This window comes from Streptosporangium sp. NPDC001559 (assembly GCF_042893955.1).
Classification (GTDB): Bacteria; Actinomycetota; Actinomycetes; order Streptosporangiales; family Streptosporangiaceae; genus Streptosporangium.
Genome location: NZ_JBIAVG010000022.1, coordinates 116,685 through 135,860, shown reverse-complemented (window position 1 = coordinate 135,860; position 19,176 = coordinate 116,685). Strand labels below are relative to the sequence as shown.

At 71.6% G+C, this 19,176-nt stretch carries 9 protein-coding genes; 5 read left to right on the top strand and 4 right to left on the bottom strand.

All coding sequences use genetic code 11. The features are described 5' to 3' along the window. The 5 genes from ACFYY8_RS36995 to ACFYY8_RS36975 form a co-directional block, all read left to right on the top strand. Nucleotides 1–451 (top strand): phosphopantetheine-binding protein (locus ACFYY8_RS36995; RefSeq protein ID WP_390049297.1); only part of this gene is annotated, 451 nt, incomplete at its 5' end. 1 nt (nucleotide 452) lies between these two features. Beyond that, on the top strand, nucleotides 453–4,856 hold the full coding sequence (locus ACFYY8_RS36990; RefSeq protein ID WP_390049295.1) for an amino acid adenylation domain-containing protein: 4,404 nt from the start codon (nucleotides 453–455) through the stop codon (nucleotides 4,854–4,856). Continuing rightward, a complete protein-coding gene (locus ACFYY8_RS36985) occupies nucleotides 4,853–5,029 on the top strand; it encodes an MbtH family NRPS accessory protein (protein WP_352012967.1) in 177 nt (58 codons plus the stop codon). The genes ACFYY8_RS36990 and ACFYY8_RS36985 overlap by 4 nt, the downstream gene beginning before the upstream one ends. 4 nt (nucleotides 5,030–5,033) lie before the next feature. After that, nucleotides 5,034–6,929, top strand: a complete 1,896-nt coding sequence (locus ACFYY8_RS36980; protein WP_390049293.1) for an AMP-binding protein — start codon at nucleotides 5,034–5,036, stop codon at nucleotides 6,927–6,929. Beyond that, nucleotides 6,926–12,709 carry an aminotransferase class III-fold pyridoxal phosphate-dependent enzyme gene (locus tag ACFYY8_RS36975; RefSeq protein ID WP_390049291.1) on the top strand — a complete coding sequence of 1,928 codons (5,784 nt, stop codon included), beginning with the start codon at nucleotides 6,926–6,928 and terminating at the stop codon, nucleotides 12,707–12,709. The genes ACFYY8_RS36980 and ACFYY8_RS36975 overlap by 4 nt, the downstream gene beginning before the upstream one ends. Nucleotides 12,710–12,713: 4 nt before the next feature. On the opposite strand, the gene ACFYY8_RS36970 is transcribed toward ACFYY8_RS36975, so the two are convergent. From ACFYY8_RS36970 to ACFYY8_RS36955, 4 genes are read right to left on the bottom strand one after another with little or no spacing between them, the layout of a single operon-like run. Further along, nucleotides 12,714–14,495, bottom strand: coding sequence for a hypothetical protein (locus tag ACFYY8_RS36970; protein WP_390049289.1), 1,782 nt, complete (start codon nucleotides 14,493–14,495; stop codon nucleotides 12,714–12,716). Beyond that, nucleotides 14,492–16,471 carry a hypothetical protein gene (locus tag ACFYY8_RS36965; protein WP_390049287.1) on the bottom strand — a complete coding sequence of 660 codons (1,980 nt, stop codon included), beginning with the start codon at nucleotides 16,469–16,471 and terminating at the stop codon, nucleotides 14,492–14,494. Before ACFYY8_RS36965 ends, ACFYY8_RS36970 begins: the two co-directional genes overlap by 4 nt. Then, nucleotides 16,468–17,487 (bottom strand): hypothetical protein, encoded by a 1,020-nt coding sequence (locus ACFYY8_RS36960; RefSeq protein ID WP_390049284.1) that lies wholly within the window; start codon nucleotides 17,485–17,487, stop codon nucleotides 16,468–16,470. The genes ACFYY8_RS36965 and ACFYY8_RS36960 overlap by 4 nt, the downstream gene beginning before the upstream one ends. A 36-nt stretch (nucleotides 17,488–17,523) precedes the next feature. Further along, the gene (locus ACFYY8_RS36955; protein ID WP_390049281.1) at nucleotides 17,524–18,945 is read right to left on the bottom strand and encodes a hypothetical protein; all 1,422 of its coding nucleotides are present in this window, start codon (nucleotides 18,943–18,945) and stop codon (nucleotides 17,524–17,526) included. Nucleotides 18,946–19,176 lie beyond the last annotated feature (231 nt).

The window sequence follows — 19,176 nt, the reverse complement described above, 5'->3', positions numbered from 1 at the left end:
GCCCCACCTGCCCACCACCCACAACGGCAAGACCGACCGCAACGCCCTGCCCCCACCCCACACCCTCACCCCCCTACCGACCAACGACACCACCAACGACACCACCGCCGAACAGCGAACCAGCCCCCTACACGACACCCTCACCGGTATCTGGGGGCGGGTGCTCGGCCTGGCGTCCGTGGGCGCCGAGGACGACGTGTTCGAGCTGGGGGCGCACTCGTTCGCGATCGCCAAGGTGAAGGCGCGGGTCGCGGTGGCACTGCGGATCGACCTGCCGCCCCGGGTGTTCTTCACCGCGAGGACCGTCGCGGAACAGGCCGCGGTGCTGCTGGAGAAGGCGTCCTCGCCGGAGGCCGTACTGCGCCGGGCGGAGGCCGTCGCCGCGCTGCCGGAGATGAGCGACCACGAGTGGGCGGCGGCCGTGGCCGGCCTCACGGACGGGGAGAACTGACATGACGACCGTCGAACACGGCTGGCAGCCGCTCAGGCCGGGGAACCTGGAGACGGCTCCGCTCACGTACGGCCAGCGTGCCCTGTGGCTGCTCGACCGGCTGGCCCCGGGCACCGCGTTGCACAACATCCCCTGGGTGCTGCGGCTCGAAGGGCCGGTTGACGCCGAATTGCTCGCGGAGTGCCTTGGGACGATCGTCGGGCGGCACGACATCCTGCGCAGCGCGTTCCTCGCCTCGGTGTCGGAGCCGTACCAGGTGGTCAGGCAGGAGGCGGCGTTCGGGCTGGCGGTGACCGAGTGCGCGCCGGAGGCCGTCGACGACCTGGTCCTCGACGAGGCGCGCAGGCCGTTCGACCTGGAGCGTGACCTGCCGGTCCGGGCGCGGCTGCTGCGCTGGGCCGAGGACGGGTGCGTCCTGGTGGTCGTCTTCCACCACATCGCCTGTGACGGGCTCTCGCTGCCGGTCTTCGAGCACGAGCTGGCCGTGCTGTACACCGCGCGGGCCGAGGGCCGTACGCCCCGGCTGCCCGCGCCGCCGATCCAGTACGCCGACTACGCGGCGTGGCAGCGGGAGCAGGACCCGCGTGAGGACCTCGACTACTGGCAGCGGCGCCTGGCGGGCGCGCCGGAACGGGTGACGCTGCACACCGACCGGCCCCGTCCCCCGGTGCGGTTGACGGAGGGGGCGACCCACCTGTTCGACCTGCCGCCCGAGGTGACCGAACGGGTGCGCGTGCTGGCCATGGACGAGGAGGTCACCCCGTTCGTCGTGCTGTTCACCGCGTTCGCGGTGTTGCTGCACCGCTACACCGGCCAGGACGACCTTGTCATCGGCTCCCCGGTCGCGGGCAGGGACCGGATCGAGATCGAGGACCTGATCGGCTACTTCGTCACCGTGCTGCCGTTGCGCACCAGGATCGACGGCGGGGAGAGCTTCCACGAGCTGCTGGCCGCGGTCGGCCGCGACGTCATGGAGGACCTCGACCACCATCGGGCACCGCTCGACATGGTCGTCGACCGGCCGCTGATGAACGTCGCCTTCGGCGCGCACGGCGCGCAGGACACGGGGCCGATGCGGCTCGGCGAGGTGAGCGGGACCCCGCGTGTCATGACCACCGGCACCGCCAAGTTCGACCTGCTGCTGTCCGTCTTCGACGACGGGCGTCGCATGCGGGGCGAGGTCGAGTACGCCACGGGCTTGTTCGACGCCGCCACGGTCGAACGGCTGGCCGGGCACTGGCTGACCCTGCTGAGCGCCGCCGTCGAGGCGCCGGGGACCTCGGTCTCCGAGCTGCCCCTGACCTCCGGTGGCGGGCACGGCGTCGCCGTACCGGTGAGCCGTGAGCCCCGGGCCTGCCTGCACGAGCGTTTCGAGGCGGTCACCGCCCTGCACCGGGAGCGGCTCGCGACCGACGTCACCTACGAGGAGCTCAACGCCAGGGCCAACCGGCTGGCCCGTCACCTGCGGGCCCGTGGCGTACGGCCGGGCGACCGGGTCGCCCTGCTGCTCGAACGCGCTCCCCGCCAGGTCGAGGCCGTGCTCGCGGTGCTGAAGGCGGGCGCCGCCTACCTGCCGATCGCCCCGGAGACCCCGGCGGAACGGGTGGCGTTCCTGCTTGAGGACGCGGGCGCCAAGGTGGTCGTCGCCGACCGGGCAGGGGAGGGCGTCACCGTCGGGCTCGACGAGGAGGCGGAGGCCATCGCCGACCATCCGTCGGACAACCTCGGCCTGGCGGTCCCCCTCGGGACGACCGCGTACATCATCTACACCTCGGGCTCGACCGGCCGCCCGAAGGGGGTGGCCGTCACCCACGCGAACGTGGCGGAGCTGTTCGACGCGACCGAGGAGCGTTTCATCCCCGGCCCGGGTGACGTGTGGACGCTGTTCCACTCCTACACCTTCGACTTCTCCGTGTGGGAGATGTGGGGTGCCCTGCTGTACGGCGGACGCCTGGTGGTCGTGCCGAAGGAGGTCGCCAGGTCGCCGGAGGACTTCGCCGGCCTCCTGCAGCGGGAGCGGGTCACCTGCCTCAGCCAGACTCCCTCCGCGTTCGGTCAGCTCGTCGGCCTCTTCGAGGAGGCGCCGAGGGTTCTCGAAGACCTCAGGCTGATCGTCTTCGGCGGTGAGGCGCTGCAGCCGCACCACGTGCGCCGGTGGTTCGCCACCGGGGCGGGGCCGAACGCCCGGTTGTGCAACATGTACGGCATCACCGAGACGACGGTTCACGTCACGGCCTACGACATCACCCCGGAGACGCCCTTCGACCGCAGCGTGATCGGGCGGCCCCTGCCCCACCTGTCGGCCGAGATCGTCGACCGGCACGGCCGGGCCGTACCGGACGGGGTGCCCGGGGAGCTGTACGTCGGCGGGTACGGGGTGACCGGTGTCTACGTGGGCCGTCCCGGGCTGACCGCCTCGCGTTTCGTGCCCGACCCGGCGAGGCCGGGGGCGCGGCGTTACCGCAGCGGTGACCTGGTCCGCAGGCTGCCCGGCGGGGACCTGGAGTACCTCGGCAGGATCGACGACCAGGTCAAGATCCGTGGTTTCCGCATCGAACCGGGTGAGATCCAGCGGGTCCTCGACGGGCACGACGCGGTGCGTTCCTGCGTGGTCGTGGTCAGGGAGGGGCGGCTGCTGGCCTACGTCGTGCCCCGCGACGGGTGGCCGGGGGCGTCCGAGCTGCGCGCCTACCTGGCGGCCAGACTGCCGGACTACATGGTGCCGTCGGCGGTCGTGCCGCTGGACGGCATCCCGCTGACCCCGAACGGCAAGGTGGACCAGCGGGCGCTGCCCGACCCGGGACGCGGGGAGCGGCCCTACGACCCGCCGGTCGGCCCCGCGGAGCAGGCGTTGGCCGACGCCCTGGCCGAGGTGCTGAAACTGGACCGGGTCGGCAGGGAAGACAACTTCTTCGAGCTGGGCGGCGACTCGGTGCGCAGCGTGCAGGTCTCCGGACGGCTCAGGCGGTCGGGCTACGCGCTGCCGCTCGACGTGCTGTTCGCCCACCCCACGGTCCACGAGGCGGCGGCCCTGATGACGCCGGCCGAGGACGGGCCGCCTCCCGAGCCGTTCTCGCTGCTCGGCGAGGCCGACCGGCGGCGGGTCGAGGCGCTCGACGACGTCGTGGACGCCTACCCGATGACCTCCATGCAGCTGGCGATGGTCTACCACATGGAGCTCGAACCCGAGCGGCGGCCGTACCACAACGTCAACAGCTACCGGGTGGCGACGCCGCTGGACGAGGAGGCGCTCGCCAGGGTCCTGACCGAGGCCGTGGCGCGGCACCCGGTGCTGCGCACCTCCCTCGACCTGGCCTCCTTCAGCGAGCCCATGCAGCTCGTCCACCGTGCCGCGCCGTCGCCGCTGACCGTCGAGGACCTCCAGGGCGCCGACCAGCAGGCGGCGATCACCGCGCTCGTCGAACGTGAGTGGGCGACCCCGTTCGACCTGCGTACGGCCCCGCTGTTCCGGGCGACGGCCCAGCGGCTGTCCCCGACGGCCTTCCAGCTCACGCTCACCGAGCACCACGCGATCCTGGACGGCTGGAGCTTCACCTCCCTGGTCGCCGAGATCCTCAAGCGGCACACCCTGCTGCGCGACCACCCCGAGACGCCGCCCGCGGCACCGCCGAAGTCGCGTTTCAGCAGGTTCATCGCCCTGGAACGGGCCGCGGCGGGCTCGGCGGAATCGGTCGCGTTCTGGAAGGAACGCCTGTCCGGGGTGGACGGCACCCTGTTCACCGGTCTCGGTCAGACGGCGACCGTGGCGCACAGCATCGACCGCGAGGTGAACGGCGAGCTGTTCCGGGCGATGTCCCAGCTGGCCGTGACGGCGGGCACCAGCAGGAAGAGCGTCGCCCTGACCGCCCACCTGGTCGCCCTCGGCCGGGTGTCGGGCCGTACGGAGGTCGTCACCGGTCTCGGCGTCAACGGCAGGGTCGAGGAGGAGGCGGGCACGGAGGCGCTCGGTCTGTTCCTCAACACGGTCCCCTTCTCCGTCAGTCTCGACGGCGGGACCTGGATCGACCTGGTACGGCGGGTGCACCGGGAGGAGACGGCGATCATGCCCCACCGGCGGGTGCCGTTCGCGACGCTCGCCCGTCACATGCGCGACTGGAATCTGGACGCCAACTTCGGATTCAACCGGTTCCACGCGCTCGCCGGGGTCCGGATCGACGACGAACGCATCGGGTGCGCGCCGACGATGCGGTACGAACCCAACCACTTCACGCTCAGCATCGGGTTCGTGCAGGACCCGTCCACGGACCGGGCCCTGCTCATCGCCGACTATCCGGCCTCGAAACTGCCGCACACGGTCGCCGCGGACTACGCGGACTCCTTCCTGCGGGCCGTGCACGCCATGACCGCCCAGCCGTACTCCAACTACCGCGAGGAGCTCCAATGACCCACGTCGTCGTGGTCAACGACGAAGACCAATACTCGATATGGCCCGCGGAACGGACGCTCCCCCCGGGGTGGGCCGACGCCGGTCATCGGGGGTCCGAGGACGAGTGCCTGGCCCACATCGAGAAGGTGTGGACCGACATGCGCCCGCGCAGCCTGCGTGAACGGATCTGAGCCCGTGCAGCTCATCGAGGACGCCCTCGCGCATCAGGCGCGCTTACGGCCGGACCGGCTGGCCGTCACCCATCTTGACTTCGAGGCCGGGCACACGCCCAGGCGCCTGGAGGTGACCTTCGGCGAGCTCCACGCCAGAGCCGCCGAGTTCGCCACCAGGTTGAGCGCGGTCGTCGCCCCCGGGCAGCACGTCATGTTGCTGCACAATGCGGGTGTCGACTTCATCGTGGAGTTCTTCGGCTGTCTGATGGCCGGGGCGGTTCCCGTCCCCGCGCCCGAACCGCAGATCCCCTACCACCGGGCCGCCGAACGCCTCACCAGGATCGTCGAGGACGCCGGCATCACCGCGGCGACGGCCGCCCGTCAGGTGGCCGTGGCCGACGTGGTCGCGCTGAGCCCGCGCCTGTCGGAGGTGACGTGGCTCAGCCACGCCGTACCGGGCGAGCCGGGACCCGCGCGTGAGCGTACGGCCCAGCGGGACGACGTCGCCTACCTGCAGTACACCTCGGGCTCGACCGGTTCGCCGCGCGGCATCGAGATCACGCACGGCAACGTGCTCGACGAAACCGACTACTTCGGCCCCGTCCTCGGCCTCGACTCCGATTCGGTGCTGGTGACCTGGGTACCGGTCTTCCACGACCTCGGCCTCGTGCTGGGCACCCTGGTCCCGCTGCTGCGGGGTGCCCGCATCGTGACGCTGTCGCCGCAGGCCTTCGTGCGTGACCCGGAGCGCTGGCTGCGGGCGATCTCCGACTTCGGAGGCACCCACGCCGCCGCCCCCGACTTCGCCTACGACCTGTGCCTGCGCAGGATTCCCGAGGCCAGGCGAGCCGGGTTGCGGCTGGACACCTGGCGGGTGGCGATCAACGGCGCCGAGCCGGTGCGGGCCGAGACCGTCGACCGTTTCATCGAGTCCTTCGCCCCGTACGGCTTCGACCCCGCCGCGATGCGCCCCTCGTACGGCCTGGCCGAGTGCACGCTCGCGGTGACGACTCCCCCGTTGCACGAGACGGCGGGCCGGATCGTCGCCGACCGGGACGCGCTCGCCGAGAGCGTCGTGAAGCCGTCGCCGACCGGGCGGACGCTTCTGTCCTGCGGGCGTCCGATCCCCGGCATCAACGTCTCGATCGTCTCCCCGACGACTCGCGAGCGGCTGCCGGAGGACGCCGTCGGCGAGATCCGGGTGACCGGGTGGGGCGTGGCGCGGGGCTTCCACGGGGACCCGGCCAGGATGACCGAGCTGTACACCGGTGACCTGGGCTTCTTCCACGAGGGCGAGCTGTACGTCACCGGCAGGCTCAAGGACGTCATCATCGTCCGGGGCCAGAACTACCACCCGGTCGACCTGGAGCAGGTGGCCGAGCGGGCCGATCCGCAGATCCGTCCCGGCTGCCTGGCGGCCTTCCAGGACGGTGAGTCGGTCGGCATGGTCTGCGAGGTGCGCGGCAACCAGTCCGAGGAGTCGCTCGCGGCGACGGCGACCGCGATCCAGCGGGCGATCTCCGAGACGTTCCAGCTCAAGCTCGACGTGATCGCCCTGGTCCAGCCGGGCAGCGTGCCGAAGACGTCGAGCGGCAAGGTCCGCAGGAACGAGTGCGGTCGCAGGCTCGCCGCCGGTGAGCTGCGGGTGCGTCACCGCGCGGAGCGGACCGTGGTCTCGGCGCGGGTCAGCGCCGCCGCGGCCAAGCCGATGCTCAGGTTCCTGCTTGGCAGGGTGGTCGGCGTCCCGGTCACCCAGCTCGACGACCACGTCCCCTTCGCCGACTACGGTCTCGACTCCAAGGGCGCCCACGAACTGGCCGGGGAGCTGGAGCGTCTGCTCGGCACGCCGGTCCCCTCGTCGATGGTCTTCGACTACCCGACCATCTCCGACCTGGCCAAAGCACTGGAATCAGAGTGAAAGAGATCGCCGTCGTCGCGATGGCCTGCCGCTTTCCCGGCGGTGTCACCTCGCCCGAGGAGCTGTGGCGGCTCCTGGTCGACGGGGTGGACGCCGTCGGGGAGGTGCCGCACAGCCGGTGGTCCGTCGAGAGGCTGTACTCGGCGGACCCGGCGGAGGCCGGGAAGATCAGCAGCCGGTGGGCGGGCTGCGTCGACGGGATCGAGGAGTTCGACGCCGCCTTCTTCGGCCTCTCCCCCGCTGAGGCCGAGCAGATGGACCCCCAGCAGCGGTTGTTGCTTGAGGTCGCCTACGAGGCGATGGAACGTGCCGGGTTGCCGCCGACCCACGACCTGGTCCGTGACTGCGGGGTCTTCGTCGGCATCAGCGGCAGCGAGTACGGCCGTGCCCTGGGCGGTGACCTGTCGGCCGTCGGGCCGTACTTCAGCACCGGTCAGGCCCTGTCCATCGCGGCCAACCGCATCTCCTACGCCTGGGACATGCACGGGCCGAGTGTCGCGGTCGACACCGCCTGTTCCTCGGGGCTGGTGGCCGTGGACATGGCGGTGCAGAGCCTGCGGCGCGGTTCCTGCCCGGTGGCGCTGGCCGGGGCGGTCAATCTCGTGCTGGCGCCGGAGAACTGGGTGTCGCTGTCCAGGTTCGGGATGATGGCCTCGGACGGGCGGTGCCGTTCCTTCGGCGCGGACGGCGACGGTTTCGTGCGTTCCGACGGCTGTGCCCTGCTGCTGCTCAAGCCGCTCGACGCGGCCGTGCGCGACGGTGACGAGATCCTGGCCGTCATCCGGGGTTCCGCGGTCAACCAGGACGGCCGGAGCAACGGCCTGACCGCGCCCAACGGTCCCGCCCAGGAGGCGGTGATCCGGGCCGCGCTCGCCGACGCGGACCTTCCCGCCGAGGCGGTCTCCTACGTCGAGGCGCACGGTTCGGGCACCGCGCTGGGCGACCCGATCGAGATGGGCGCGCTGACCCGCACGTACGGCAGGCGGAGGACGGGCCTGTGTCACGTCGGCTCGGTGAAGTCCAACATCGGGCACGCCGAGGCGGCGGCCGGGATCGCGGGGCTGGTCAAGCTGGTCCTGTGCCTGCGCAACGGCCACCTGCCCGCCTCGCTGCACTCGACCCCGCCCAACCCCAGGCTCAGGCTTGAGGGCACCAGGATGCGGGTGGTCACCGAACCGCTCGCCTGGACCGGCGAGGGGCCGCTGGTCGGGGCGGTCAGCTCGTTCGGCTTCGGCGGCACCAACGCGCACGTCGTCGTCTCGGCCGCCCCCACCCGTACGGCCTCCGCCCCCGAACCACCGGACACGACCCGCGAGACCGAAGCCAGGGCCGAGACCGAGACCGAAGCCAAGACCGAGGGCAGGCCGCTGGTGCTGCCGCTCTCCGCGCGCAGCGCGAAGGCCCTGCGGGTCCTGGCCGGGCGTTACGCCGACTTCGCCGAGGCGCACGAGGAGGTCTCCCTCGCCGACCTGTGCCACAGCGCGGCCGTACGGCGGGCACACCACCGGCACCGGGCCGCCCTGGTCGTGGCGGACGGCGCCGAGGGCAGGGCGCGCCTCCTGGGCGAGCTGCGGGACCTGCCGAGGACCTCCGACGACGGGCCGCCCTGGCGGGACGCGGTGCTGGTCTTCTCCGGTCAGGGCGCCCAGTACCCGGGCATGGCCCGCCACCTGATGGACCGGGCCCCCTTCGCCGAGGTCGTGGCGCGCTGCGAGCCGGTCTTCCGCGCCGAACTGGACGTCTCCGTGCGGGCGCTGCTCACCGGGCAGGAGGCGTTGCCGCCGTACACCGACGTGGCGCAGGCGACGCTGTTCACCTTCCAGGTCGGGCTGTACGAACTGTGGCGTTCCCTGGGGATCGTCCCGGCGGCCGTCGTCGGGCACAGCGCGGGAGAGACGGCCGCCGCCTACGCGGCGGGGCTGCTGGACCTGGAGTCGGCGGCCCGGCTGACGGCCGCGCGCGGGGCCGCGATGCGGCTGGCCCACGGAAGCGGTCACGTGGTCGCCGTGGGCGGCCCGGTGGCCGACGCGGCGCCGTACCTCGGGGACGAGGTCGTGGTCGCCGCCCGCAACGGCCCCGGCGCCTTCGTGGTCTCCGGCGCCGAGCCCGCCCTGACCACCGCGACCGAGGCGCTGAGGAAGGCCGGGTTCACCTGCACGCCGCTGCCCGGCGAGTACGCCTTCCACAGCCCGCTGATGCGGCCCGCCGCCGAGGCGATGCGGCGGGCACGGGTCGCGCCGACGGCCCCCGGCGGGACCGCGTTGTTCTGCTCGACCTCGCTGGGCGCGATCGTGAACGGCGTACGGCTCGACGCCGACTACTGGGCGGAGGGCATCACCGGGCCCGTCCGCTTCCAGGAGGCGATCGAGGCGCTGGTCGAGATGGGGTTCGGCGCCTTCCTTGAGATCGGCCCGAAGCCGACCCTCGCGTCGGGGATCGTCAGGACCGCGCGGCGCAACGGCGGCACCGCCCGTGTCGTGCAGGCGCACCGCGACGGCGGCACCGTCCCCACGCTCGTCGATCTCTATCTAGCGGGGGCCGAACTGGACTGGACGGCCGTCTCCCCCGGCGGCGCGTTCCTGCCCGGCCTCCCCACCTATCCCTGGCAGCGGACCCGTCACTGGGCGCTCACCGAGAACTCTAAGGAAAGCGGCATGAGGGACGACGTCGTCACCACGATCAGGACGCTGCTCGCCGGACACCTCAAGCTGAGTCCCGCCGAGCTCTCCGACCACGCCAGGTTCCTGGACCTGGGCGCCGACAGTCTGGTGCTGCTGAAGGTCGTCTCCCAGATCAACGAGCGGTACGGGACCTCCTTCCAGCCGACGATGCTGTTCGACGAGCACCCGACCGTGCGGGCGCTGGCCTCCGCCGTCGAGGCGCAGGCCCCGGCGCAGGTCCCGCCGGTGACCACGACGGTCGCGGTCACCACGGCGACGTCCCAGACGGTGGTCCCCACAGCGGTCCCCACAGTGGCCCCGGTCGCGCCCCTGCCCCAGAACACGGTGCAGAACACGGCACAGAACCTGGTGTACGGCCTGGCGCAGAGCACGGCGCCGGGGCCGGTCGACGCGACCGTCGCCCATGTCGTCGCCGAGCAGCTCGCCCTCATGCGGGAGCAGCTGCGGGCGCTCGCCCCCGGTGGCGCCCCCGCGCCTTCCGTTCTCCCCGCCCCCGCCCCCGTGGTCAACGGCGTCGCCCCTCGACTTCCGCAGGTCCCCGAGCCTCCCGTGGCGAGGCCCGTCTCCACGCCGCCGGTCACGGCCCCCGCGTCCCGTCCCGCCGGCAGGCTCACCGACGACCAGCAGCGTTACGTGGACGAGCTGGCCTCGCGGATGGACGCGCGGGACGCGGCGTCGAAGAAGCTGGCGGGCGCCTACCGGCCTCGCCTGGCCGAGAGCCGCCCGTGGGCGAACTTCAGGCCCGAGGTGAAGGAACTGCTCGTCCCCATCGTGGCCGACCGGGTTCAGGGCGCCACGATCTGGGACGAGTCGGGCAACCCCTACACGGACTACTGCATGGGGTTCGGCGTCCAGCTCTTCGGCCACACCCCCGAGTTCGTCTCCGAGGCCGTACGGCGTCAGCTCGACCGGGCCTTCTCCCTCGGCTACCAGCTACGGCAGAGTTACGAGCTGGCCGAGCAGTTCTGCCGGGTCACCGGCCACGACCGGGTGACGTTCTGCAACACCGGCTCCGAGGCCGTGATGGGCGCGATCCGGCTGGCCAGGCTCGCCACCGGCCGTCACAAGATCGCCTACTTCGAGAAGTCCTACCACGGGCTGGTGGACGCGGTCCTGGCCCGGGGCGGTCTTGAGCCCGGCCAGTCCATGCCGATCGCCCCCGGTCTGTCCCCCGGCGCGATCGGCGAGGCCGTCGTGCTTCCGTACGGCGAGGCCGAATCGCTGGCCCACCTGCGGAGCGTGGCCGGTGAGCTGGCCGCGATCGTCGTCGAGCCCGTGCAGAACCGCAACCCGTCCGTGCAGCCCGCGGAGTTCCTGGCCGAGCTGCGGCGTTTCACCGCGGAACACGGCATCGTGCTGATCTTCGACGAGATGATCACCGGGTTCCGGATCGGCATCCGGGGCGCGGCCGGCTACTTCGGCATCACGCCCGACATGGCCACCTACGGCAAGATCCTCGGCGGCGGCCTGCCGATCGCGGCCATCGCGGGCCGCGCCGACCTGATGGACGGCATGGACGGCGGCAGCTGGGGCTACGGCGACGACAGCGCGCCGACGGCGGCGACGACCCTGTTCGGCGGGACCTTCCAGAAACACCCGCTGGCGGTCAGCGCGGCCCGTGCCGTACTCGACCACCTGGAGAGCCGGGGACCGGCGCTCTACGAGGACCTGAACGGCCGGGCCAAGCGGATCACCGACGCGCTCTCCGAGATCATCCGGGCCGAGGAGCTGCCCTACACCATCGCCTCGTTCGGCTCGCTGTGGCGGTTCGAGTACCGGGGCGCGTCCAACTTCTACCAGCCGTTGCAGCTGGAGATGCTGTACCAGAGCCTGCTGTCCGACGGGATCTACGTCTGGGAGGGCAGGACGTTCTTCCTGTCCACCGCCCACGACGACCGGGACGCCGACGAGCTGGTCGAGGCGATCCAGCGGGGGGTGCACCGGCTGCGTTCCGCCGGTTTCCTGCCCGCGAGGAAGCCCCTCGAATGGCCCGCGACCCCGCAGCAGCGGCGGCTGGCACGGCTCCAGAGCGAGCACGGCCCCGAGTGGAGCGCCTACCACGAGACCGTGCTGCTGCACCTGCGCGGCGACCTCGACAGGGACGCCCTGGTCGCGGCGGTCAGAGCGGTCTGGCGCCGTCACCCGGCGCTGCGGGCCGTGCTCTCCGGGGACGGGACGCTGCTGCGGTGCGACCCGGAGGCCACGCTCGACGTTCCCGTCCTCGACGCCGTGACGGATCAGGACGCCGAGCGGGTGACGCGGGAGCTGACCGACAGGCCGTTCCCGCTGGACCAGGGGCCGCTGTTCCGCGCCGCGCTGCTCGACCGCGGCCCTGGCCCGCATGGCCCGCACACGCTCGTGCTGTGCGCGCACCACGTCGTCATGGACGGGGTGTCCGCCGCGCTCCTGCTGTCCGATCTCACCGAGGCCTACGCCCAGGCGAAGAAGGGCCTTCCGCTGACCCCGGTCGTCACGTCCGTCCCCGTCCGCGCGGGGGACGCGGGACCGGTCGGGGCCGTGGCGCCGGTCGCCGAGGAGGACTTCGCCCCGGCGGCCCGGCACACCTCCCGCCTGCCCGAGGGGCTGTGGGGGGCGGTCGCCGAACGCGCCAGGGGTCTGGGCTGCACGCCGTTCACGCTCGCCTTCTGCGCGTTCGGCCACGCGCTGCACGAGGTGACCGGCAGGGCCGAGCTGTCCGTCGGCGTCCACGTGGACCGCAGGACGACCGAGCGGGAGCACGCCTTCGCCGGGCACTTCCTCGACGTGGTGGCCGTCCCCAGCACCGCGGCCGGTTCCTTCGAGGACTACCGCGCCGGGCTCCAGGGAAGGCTCGGTGCCCTGCTGGGCGCGTCCGGCGACCAGGGAACGCCGGTCGAGGTCGTCTTCGACCTCAACCCGGCGGTGCCCGAGCTGTCGTGGCCCGGTCTCGACGTCGAGATCGAGGCGCCGAAGGCGGGACACGCCAAGTACGGGCTGTTCTTCGACGTCATCCCGGTCGCCGACGAGGGCCTGGTCGAGGTGACCTACCGGGCCCCGTTCGACCGCGACCTGGTCGAACGGCTGCACACCCGCTGGACGGCCCTGCTCTCCGAGGCGTGAGCCGTCAGGACCGTCCTGAGCGGCGGGCGGTGTTCCTCCGCCGCTCGGACGGGTCCCGTCCGGGCTCACCGAGCTCCCTCATGACGTCGTCGAGGAGCTCACGGGTGATCCCCTGTCCGAGCAGCGTCAGGAACACCTCCCTCATGAGGAGGGGACGAGCGTCCCACGCACACGTGAGGGCCAGCGCGGCGAGCAACGGCGCCGGAGGGAGCCCGACGGAGAGCACCTCCCGCAGTGCCTCCTCTCCGAGTTCCTGACCGTAGGCGGCGGTCAGCAGGTCGCGGTGGCGCCGGATCTGGCCTTCCTGGTCGCCCGGGTGGAGTCGCTGGACCACCTCGACGAGCTGCCCGCGTCGCCGCAGCGCGGCGCGGACGGCCGCCCGCCCAGCCTCGTCGGCGCCCCGCCGTACCAGTTCGTCGCAGGCGGTCCTGGCGGCCGGCGGATCGACGGGCTCCCGGGCCGCCGCGTCGGCCAGGTCCTCCGGCGACAGCGAGGCGAGGAGCGCGGCGCGTTCGGCCGCGCCGAGGTACCGGGTGAGCCGTACCGTGACGGCCGGCTCGGCGACCGTCATCCGGCGCAGGGCGGCCACCAGCGGCGGTGGGATCCGGCGTCCGGCGTCGCGGATGATCCGGTCGAGGCCGTCGACGGTGAGCCGGGGCCCGTAGGCCAGGCTCAGCAGCGCGTCGTAGAGGCGTTCCTGGATCGTCTGGTCCAGCGTGGGGTCCGGCACCAGCAGTCTGCGGCCGCCGATGATCTGCCGGTGGCGTTCCTGTTCGCCTCCCTCACGCGCCTGCGCCGCCAGGATGTTGAGCTGGACCAGGTGTTGCGGGAGCATGTCGAGCCGCCCCTGCCCGAGTGCGTCGGCGCACGAGGTCAGCACCTCGTCTCCCCCGGTCGCCAACCACTCCTCAAAATCCGATATATCGGATATGTCGGGCAACTCGAAGAGGAGGCCGAGTTCACCGAGCACCGACAGGACCGTGGCGAGGTTCTCCGCGCTCATGGACCTCGGCCGGGTGTCCCGGGCGAACCGCGCCGTCAGCTCCACGAGCCGGTCGCCGCCCAGGAGCGCGTTGTGGTAGACACGCGCGACGTCCTGATCCTCGGGGATCTCCGCCCCGCGTCCCCAGGAGACCGGATGCGCCCCCGGAGGCGCGTGTCTGGCGAACGACAGCCTGATCCGGTGCCGCGAGGCGCTGTCCGTCCAGGTCGAGGCGGTCATCTTCGCCCTGAAGCCGTACGGCAGCAGCGCCGTCACCGCGTCGAAGAACAGCAGGCGGTCGAGCAGCGGCACGTCCTCCCCGTTCACGACGCAGACCGGCTGCCCGGTCAGCAGCAACGCCGCCGCGCCCACCACGGTCTCGTCGGCGGCCCGTGCGGTCACCTGCGGGTCCAGAGTCGGCACATCCACCAGGAGCGGCCCCGTGACGGGCAGCGCGCGATCGGCGAACGCCCGGTAGAGCCCTTCGAAGGACACCGGCCCCTCGGCTGCCCGCTCGTAGGGCACGCAGAAGTACCGGGTGATCGCGATGTCCCTGCCGAGCCCGTCCCGCTCGTCGGACCACTCCTGTACGGCCAGGCCCAGGTGCGCGCTGTCCCTGCCGCCGAACCAGCTCATCGTCACCTGGGGCAGTTCGGTGGAGGTGCCCGGCGCGTAGCGGGTAATGATCTTGCTGAAGTCGCCACCCCCCACCTTCCCGTCGCTGCAGACGAGCACCTTCTCCCCGTCCCGCGTCCCCGGCTCCTTGCCCCACAGCGCCCACTCAGCGGTCAGCCGTACGGTCAAGAGGTCACCCTGATCACCGCGTAGACGACAGCGATGGCCGCGATCCCGAAGAAGGCGATCAGGACCCAGCCCCCTGTGGGGATCGCACGGCCATAAGGCCGGCTGTCATCCCTGCGTTTCCTGGCGAACGGCTGGAACCGGGCGAGGAGACCTCTGCGTGGACGCGGGTGCTGGTGCGGTGACGAGGCGGGGACCAGGCCGCCCAGAGACCCGGCGACCGGGGGGGCGGTGACCGGGGGCCGGACGGGCTGGGGGCTCACAGGCTGGGGGCTCGGGCCGGGAGGCAGCAGCTGGCTGACCACATGGTCGAGCGTCTTGGGGGCGAGCCGGGCCTGGTCCAGAAACTCGCAGAAGGCGTCCACCAGGACGTTCCGAGCGCCTGAGCCGTACAGACTCACCGCGGCGGCGACCAACCCCGCCGACTCTGGCGGGAGGGGGAACCTGAGCACCTCCTTGAGCTCGGCGCGCCCGAGCGACTGCCCGTAGGCCGCGATCAGCAGGCTTCTGAACCAGGCGAACCGGGTCTCCCCGTCGTCCGGATGAACGGATTCGATCGCGGCGGCGAGATAGCCGTGCTCCCGCAACGCCGGGGCGATCGCCAGGTCCTCGACGCCACCCCTGATGACGAGTTCCCGGTAGACCAGGTGCACGGTCGGTGGATCGAACGGCTCCTCGGCGGCCACCCCGACCAGGTCCTCGGTCCGCAGCCTCCCCAGCACGTCCGCCCTGCGTTCGTCGTCGGAACACAGCGGCAGCAGTCTCACCACGGCGCCGGGCTCGGCGGGCATGCGCAGCATGGCGTTGACCAGCGTTTTGCTCAGCCCGCCCAGTTCCTCCTGAATCCTCCCAGCTCCCTCGACGGTGAGCTCGGGGCCGTACCCGACGGCCAGAACGGTGTCGTAGAGGAAGGTCTCCAGGCGTCTGGGCAGCTTCGGGTACTCCCACAGCAGCCGCTCCACCTTGATGGTCTCCCGGTGGAGGCGCCGGTCACTGTCGAGGAGACCGGCGGCGGCCTTGAGCCTTCCCAGGCGAGCCTCAAGCTCGTCATACCGTTCCTGCTCAAGGAGGTCGGCGCAGGCCTTCAACGCCTCGCCGACCTGCGCGGACGACCACCTGACGGGCATCAGCGCCGTCGCGCGGCTCGCCTCGTCGAGCAGGGTGAGGACCCGGTGCTGGGCGTCCTTGAACGACAGCGGCTCGGTCTGCCTCGCGAGCCTGGTCACGGCCTCCTCCGGGGAGAACGCGTCGAGCAGCTCCACGTACCGGCCCGCGATGTCACGGCGGGCGGCGACGGCGTCGTCGGCCCCCCAGGTGACGGAGTACGCCCCGTCCCTGGTGTGCTTGGCGAACGAGAGCTTGATCCGGTGCTCAGCGGAGCTGTCCGTCCACGTCGAGACCGTCAGCCGTGCCCGCAGGCCGTACGGCAGGAGCGCGGCGACCGTGTCGAGGAAGCGCAGCCGTTCGCGCATCGAGACGGCCTCGCCCCGCAGCACGCAGACCTGCTCGTCCGTCAGCAGCAGCGCCGCAGCGTTCATCGCCGTCCTGTCGACCCGGTCCGCGATCACCCTCGGGTCGAGGACGGGGACGTTCACGCCGAGGGGACCGTCGACCGGCAACACGCGGCCGACGAGGGCGTCGTAGAGCCCCTCGTAGGAGACCGGGCCGTCGGCGACCTGACCGTAGGGGACGCAGAAGTAGCGGGTGTCGGCGATCGGCCTGCCCAGCCGGTCCCTGCGGTCCGACCACTCCTGGATGGCCAGGCCGATGTAGGGGGTGTCGATACCCCCTACCCAGCTGACCGTCACCTGGGGCAGGTCCGTGGGGGTCCCCGGCGCGTAGCGGGTGACGATCTTGACGAAGTCGTCGTGGCCCAGCCGCCCCCTGCTGCACGCCAGGACGTTGTAGTCGTCCCTGGTGTCGGAGAGTTTGCCCCACAGAGCCCATTCCGCCGTGAGCCGCACCTCCCCCCTGGTCATCGGACTCCCTTCGCGTCCCCGTTCGACGACAGCTGCTGCCCGAGCCAGAGCATCGGCTCGACCACGTTGATCGGGTGCGCCTGCCCGCGGATCTGGTAGCCGCTTCCCGGCGGGGTGTGCGGATCCCGCGCGCCGCCCGCGCCGCCGAGTGCCTCGGGGATCAAGTTCTGGAAGTCGTCGGGGTCGAAGGTCCCCCTCATCGGGTTCAGGTAGAAGCCGATCGACGAGGTCACGAAGAACTTGATCCGGTCGGGGTGGAAGAACTGTTTGAGGGTGGGAAGCACCATGTTCGCGTTTCCACTGGCCGAGACGGTGGACAGGGCCTGGAACAACTCCTCGGCGTCCTCCTCTCCGACCCGGGGGAAGCAGTGGGGGTCGCCGGGGTCGGGGCTCAGCAGGCTCAGGCTCTGCGCGGTCTTCAGAACCCGCAGTTCGTCGAACTTGGTGACGCAGACGGCGAGGTGGTGCGGCAGCATGCCGTCGGCGAACTCGTCCGTGGCGAGCATCCGCTGGGCGAGGTCGGCCAGCACGCCGTGCAGGTAGGCGAAGGCGTCCCCGTCCTCGAACTCGCGGATCGGGTCGAAGAGGAAGACGATGCCCCTGCTTGAGGCGAGGTTGTCGAGAAGGTCCTCCCGGTCGGTCCCGCGCCCGCGCTTGGAGTGGTACGAACGGCCCGGCGCGTCCAGCACGTCGATCCCGATCTTCCAGGCGCGCTCCTCCTTGCGCTTGCGCCCCCATCGCCTGGGCTGCGGCTCCGGCTTCTTGCTCAGGAACCAGCGGTAGTGGCCCAGTGCCCCGGTCGCCGGCGGGAAGCGCTGGTCGTGGGAGAGCGCCGTGGTCATCTCGATGAGGAAGTCGGTCGAGGGACCGTCGGCCCCGATGACCCGCCACGGTCCCTTCTTGAGGATGAGAGCGATGTCGAGGGCGGCGAGGAACGTGGTCTTCCCGCTGCCCGGCGCCCCCCATATGGCGATGTTGTGATCGGAACGTGCCGGTTGTCCCAGGTCAGGGTGCACGGTGAGCCTCATTCCATCTGTTCGCTGACATCTCACTCACGGCGTCTCGATCAGGGGGAAGGGGAGCCGCTGGGTCCGCGACGCCATCAGGCCGAGCCCGGCGCCGAGTTCCCGGACGTCCACCGCGTCGTCGAGCCGGACCAGCCCGTCCCGGCCCAGGCGGGACCAGGCGGAGCCCTCCGTCCCCGGGGGCCGGTCGCAGATCGCCCCGAACACCAGGCCGGGGTACCGCTCAAGCCTGCGCACCTGCTGCTCCCAGTCGATCCTGCGCGGGCAGGGCAGGATCTCCGAGTGGTGCGCCCTGGGCGGGTGCGGCGGCCCGTCGCCGACCGTGAGCAGCGCCGTACGCCCCTGGAAGGCCGCAGGAAGGCGGCTCGCCACCTCGGCCAGCATGTCCTCGACCATCGCCGCGCCGGTATAGCCCCGGTAGACGGCCTCGCGTTCCCTGACGCGTTCCTCCAGGAGCTCCAGGGACCGCCGGGCACGTTCGGCGGGCACCTGCCAGTCCGCGACGTCGATCGGATCGTCGAGAACCTTCCGCTGGAAGGAGTGCGCGCCGTAGGCGACCAGCGACACCTGGAGCCGGTCGTCCAGCTCGCCGGATATCGTGGTGATCATCTGGCTGACCCGCCGCAGCCTCTCATGCACCCGCTCGGCCGCCCCGCTGATCTCGACGGCGCAGATCAGATGCGCGGGCCCGACCGACGGTTCGAGCCGGTACGGCACCGCGGCCACCAGTTCGGTCCAGCTTCGACCGTCTCTGGTGAGGCCGGGCAGACCGGAGAAGCCGACCCGGCCGGGCCGTTCCAGCTCGGCGGTGATCTCGTAGAGCCCCGGCGGGACCTTCGCCGTGTGGACGGACAGCAGCGCGGGCCTCCGGTCCTGCCACGCCACGACCACGAACGCCGTGCCCTGCTCGTCGCTCGGTTCGCAGCGGACGGTGACGGCGGAGGAGCTGCCGCGCTGGGTGTCGATCGCGAACAGCGGCGCGCAGGCGAGTTCGAGCCGGTTGGTCGCTGGGTGTCGTCTCAGGACGACGAGCTCGTAAGACCGGCACAGGGGTTCGTCGGCGACGACCTCACGGAGCAGCGCCTCGACCCGCAGTCCGGAGCGGGTGAAGGAGAACGCCCGTGGGTGGGCCGCCCTCAACCACTCCATCGCCTCCTCGGCCCGGGAGTCACCCGGAGCCGAGCCGACCAGCACCACCGTGGTGTCGGCGGAGGCCCGAACGGCGTCGAGAACCGTCTGCCTGTCCCCGGGGCCTCCTAGGGTGTCCTCCGAGTCGGTCCAGCGGACCACCTCTCTCCCATGGCCACGGGGCGTTCCCGCCTCGTCACGGTGCAGGTCGAAGACGGTGACGCCCTGAGCCGCGACCTCCGCCACGCACAGGCGCCTGGTTCCGCCCAGCTCGGCGACCGCTTCGGTGAAGGTCTTGCGGAGCAAGCTCGATTCGGTCAACTAAGACTCCCGTTGCCACATCTCCCCAAAGCCGGTCTTGTTCCCCGAATAGTCACCTATGCCGCCAAACCGAAAAAACGACATAAGCCAGGAATTTGGCTATATTTCGCCGTCATTCGTCATGCTCATATTTGGCAATATGCATAGCCTATCCTGGCCCTGTACTGGTAGATCTGATACGAGGCAATCATGGTGCTCATGATCCGAGCAGGGGAGCCATTCCCGAGAGGA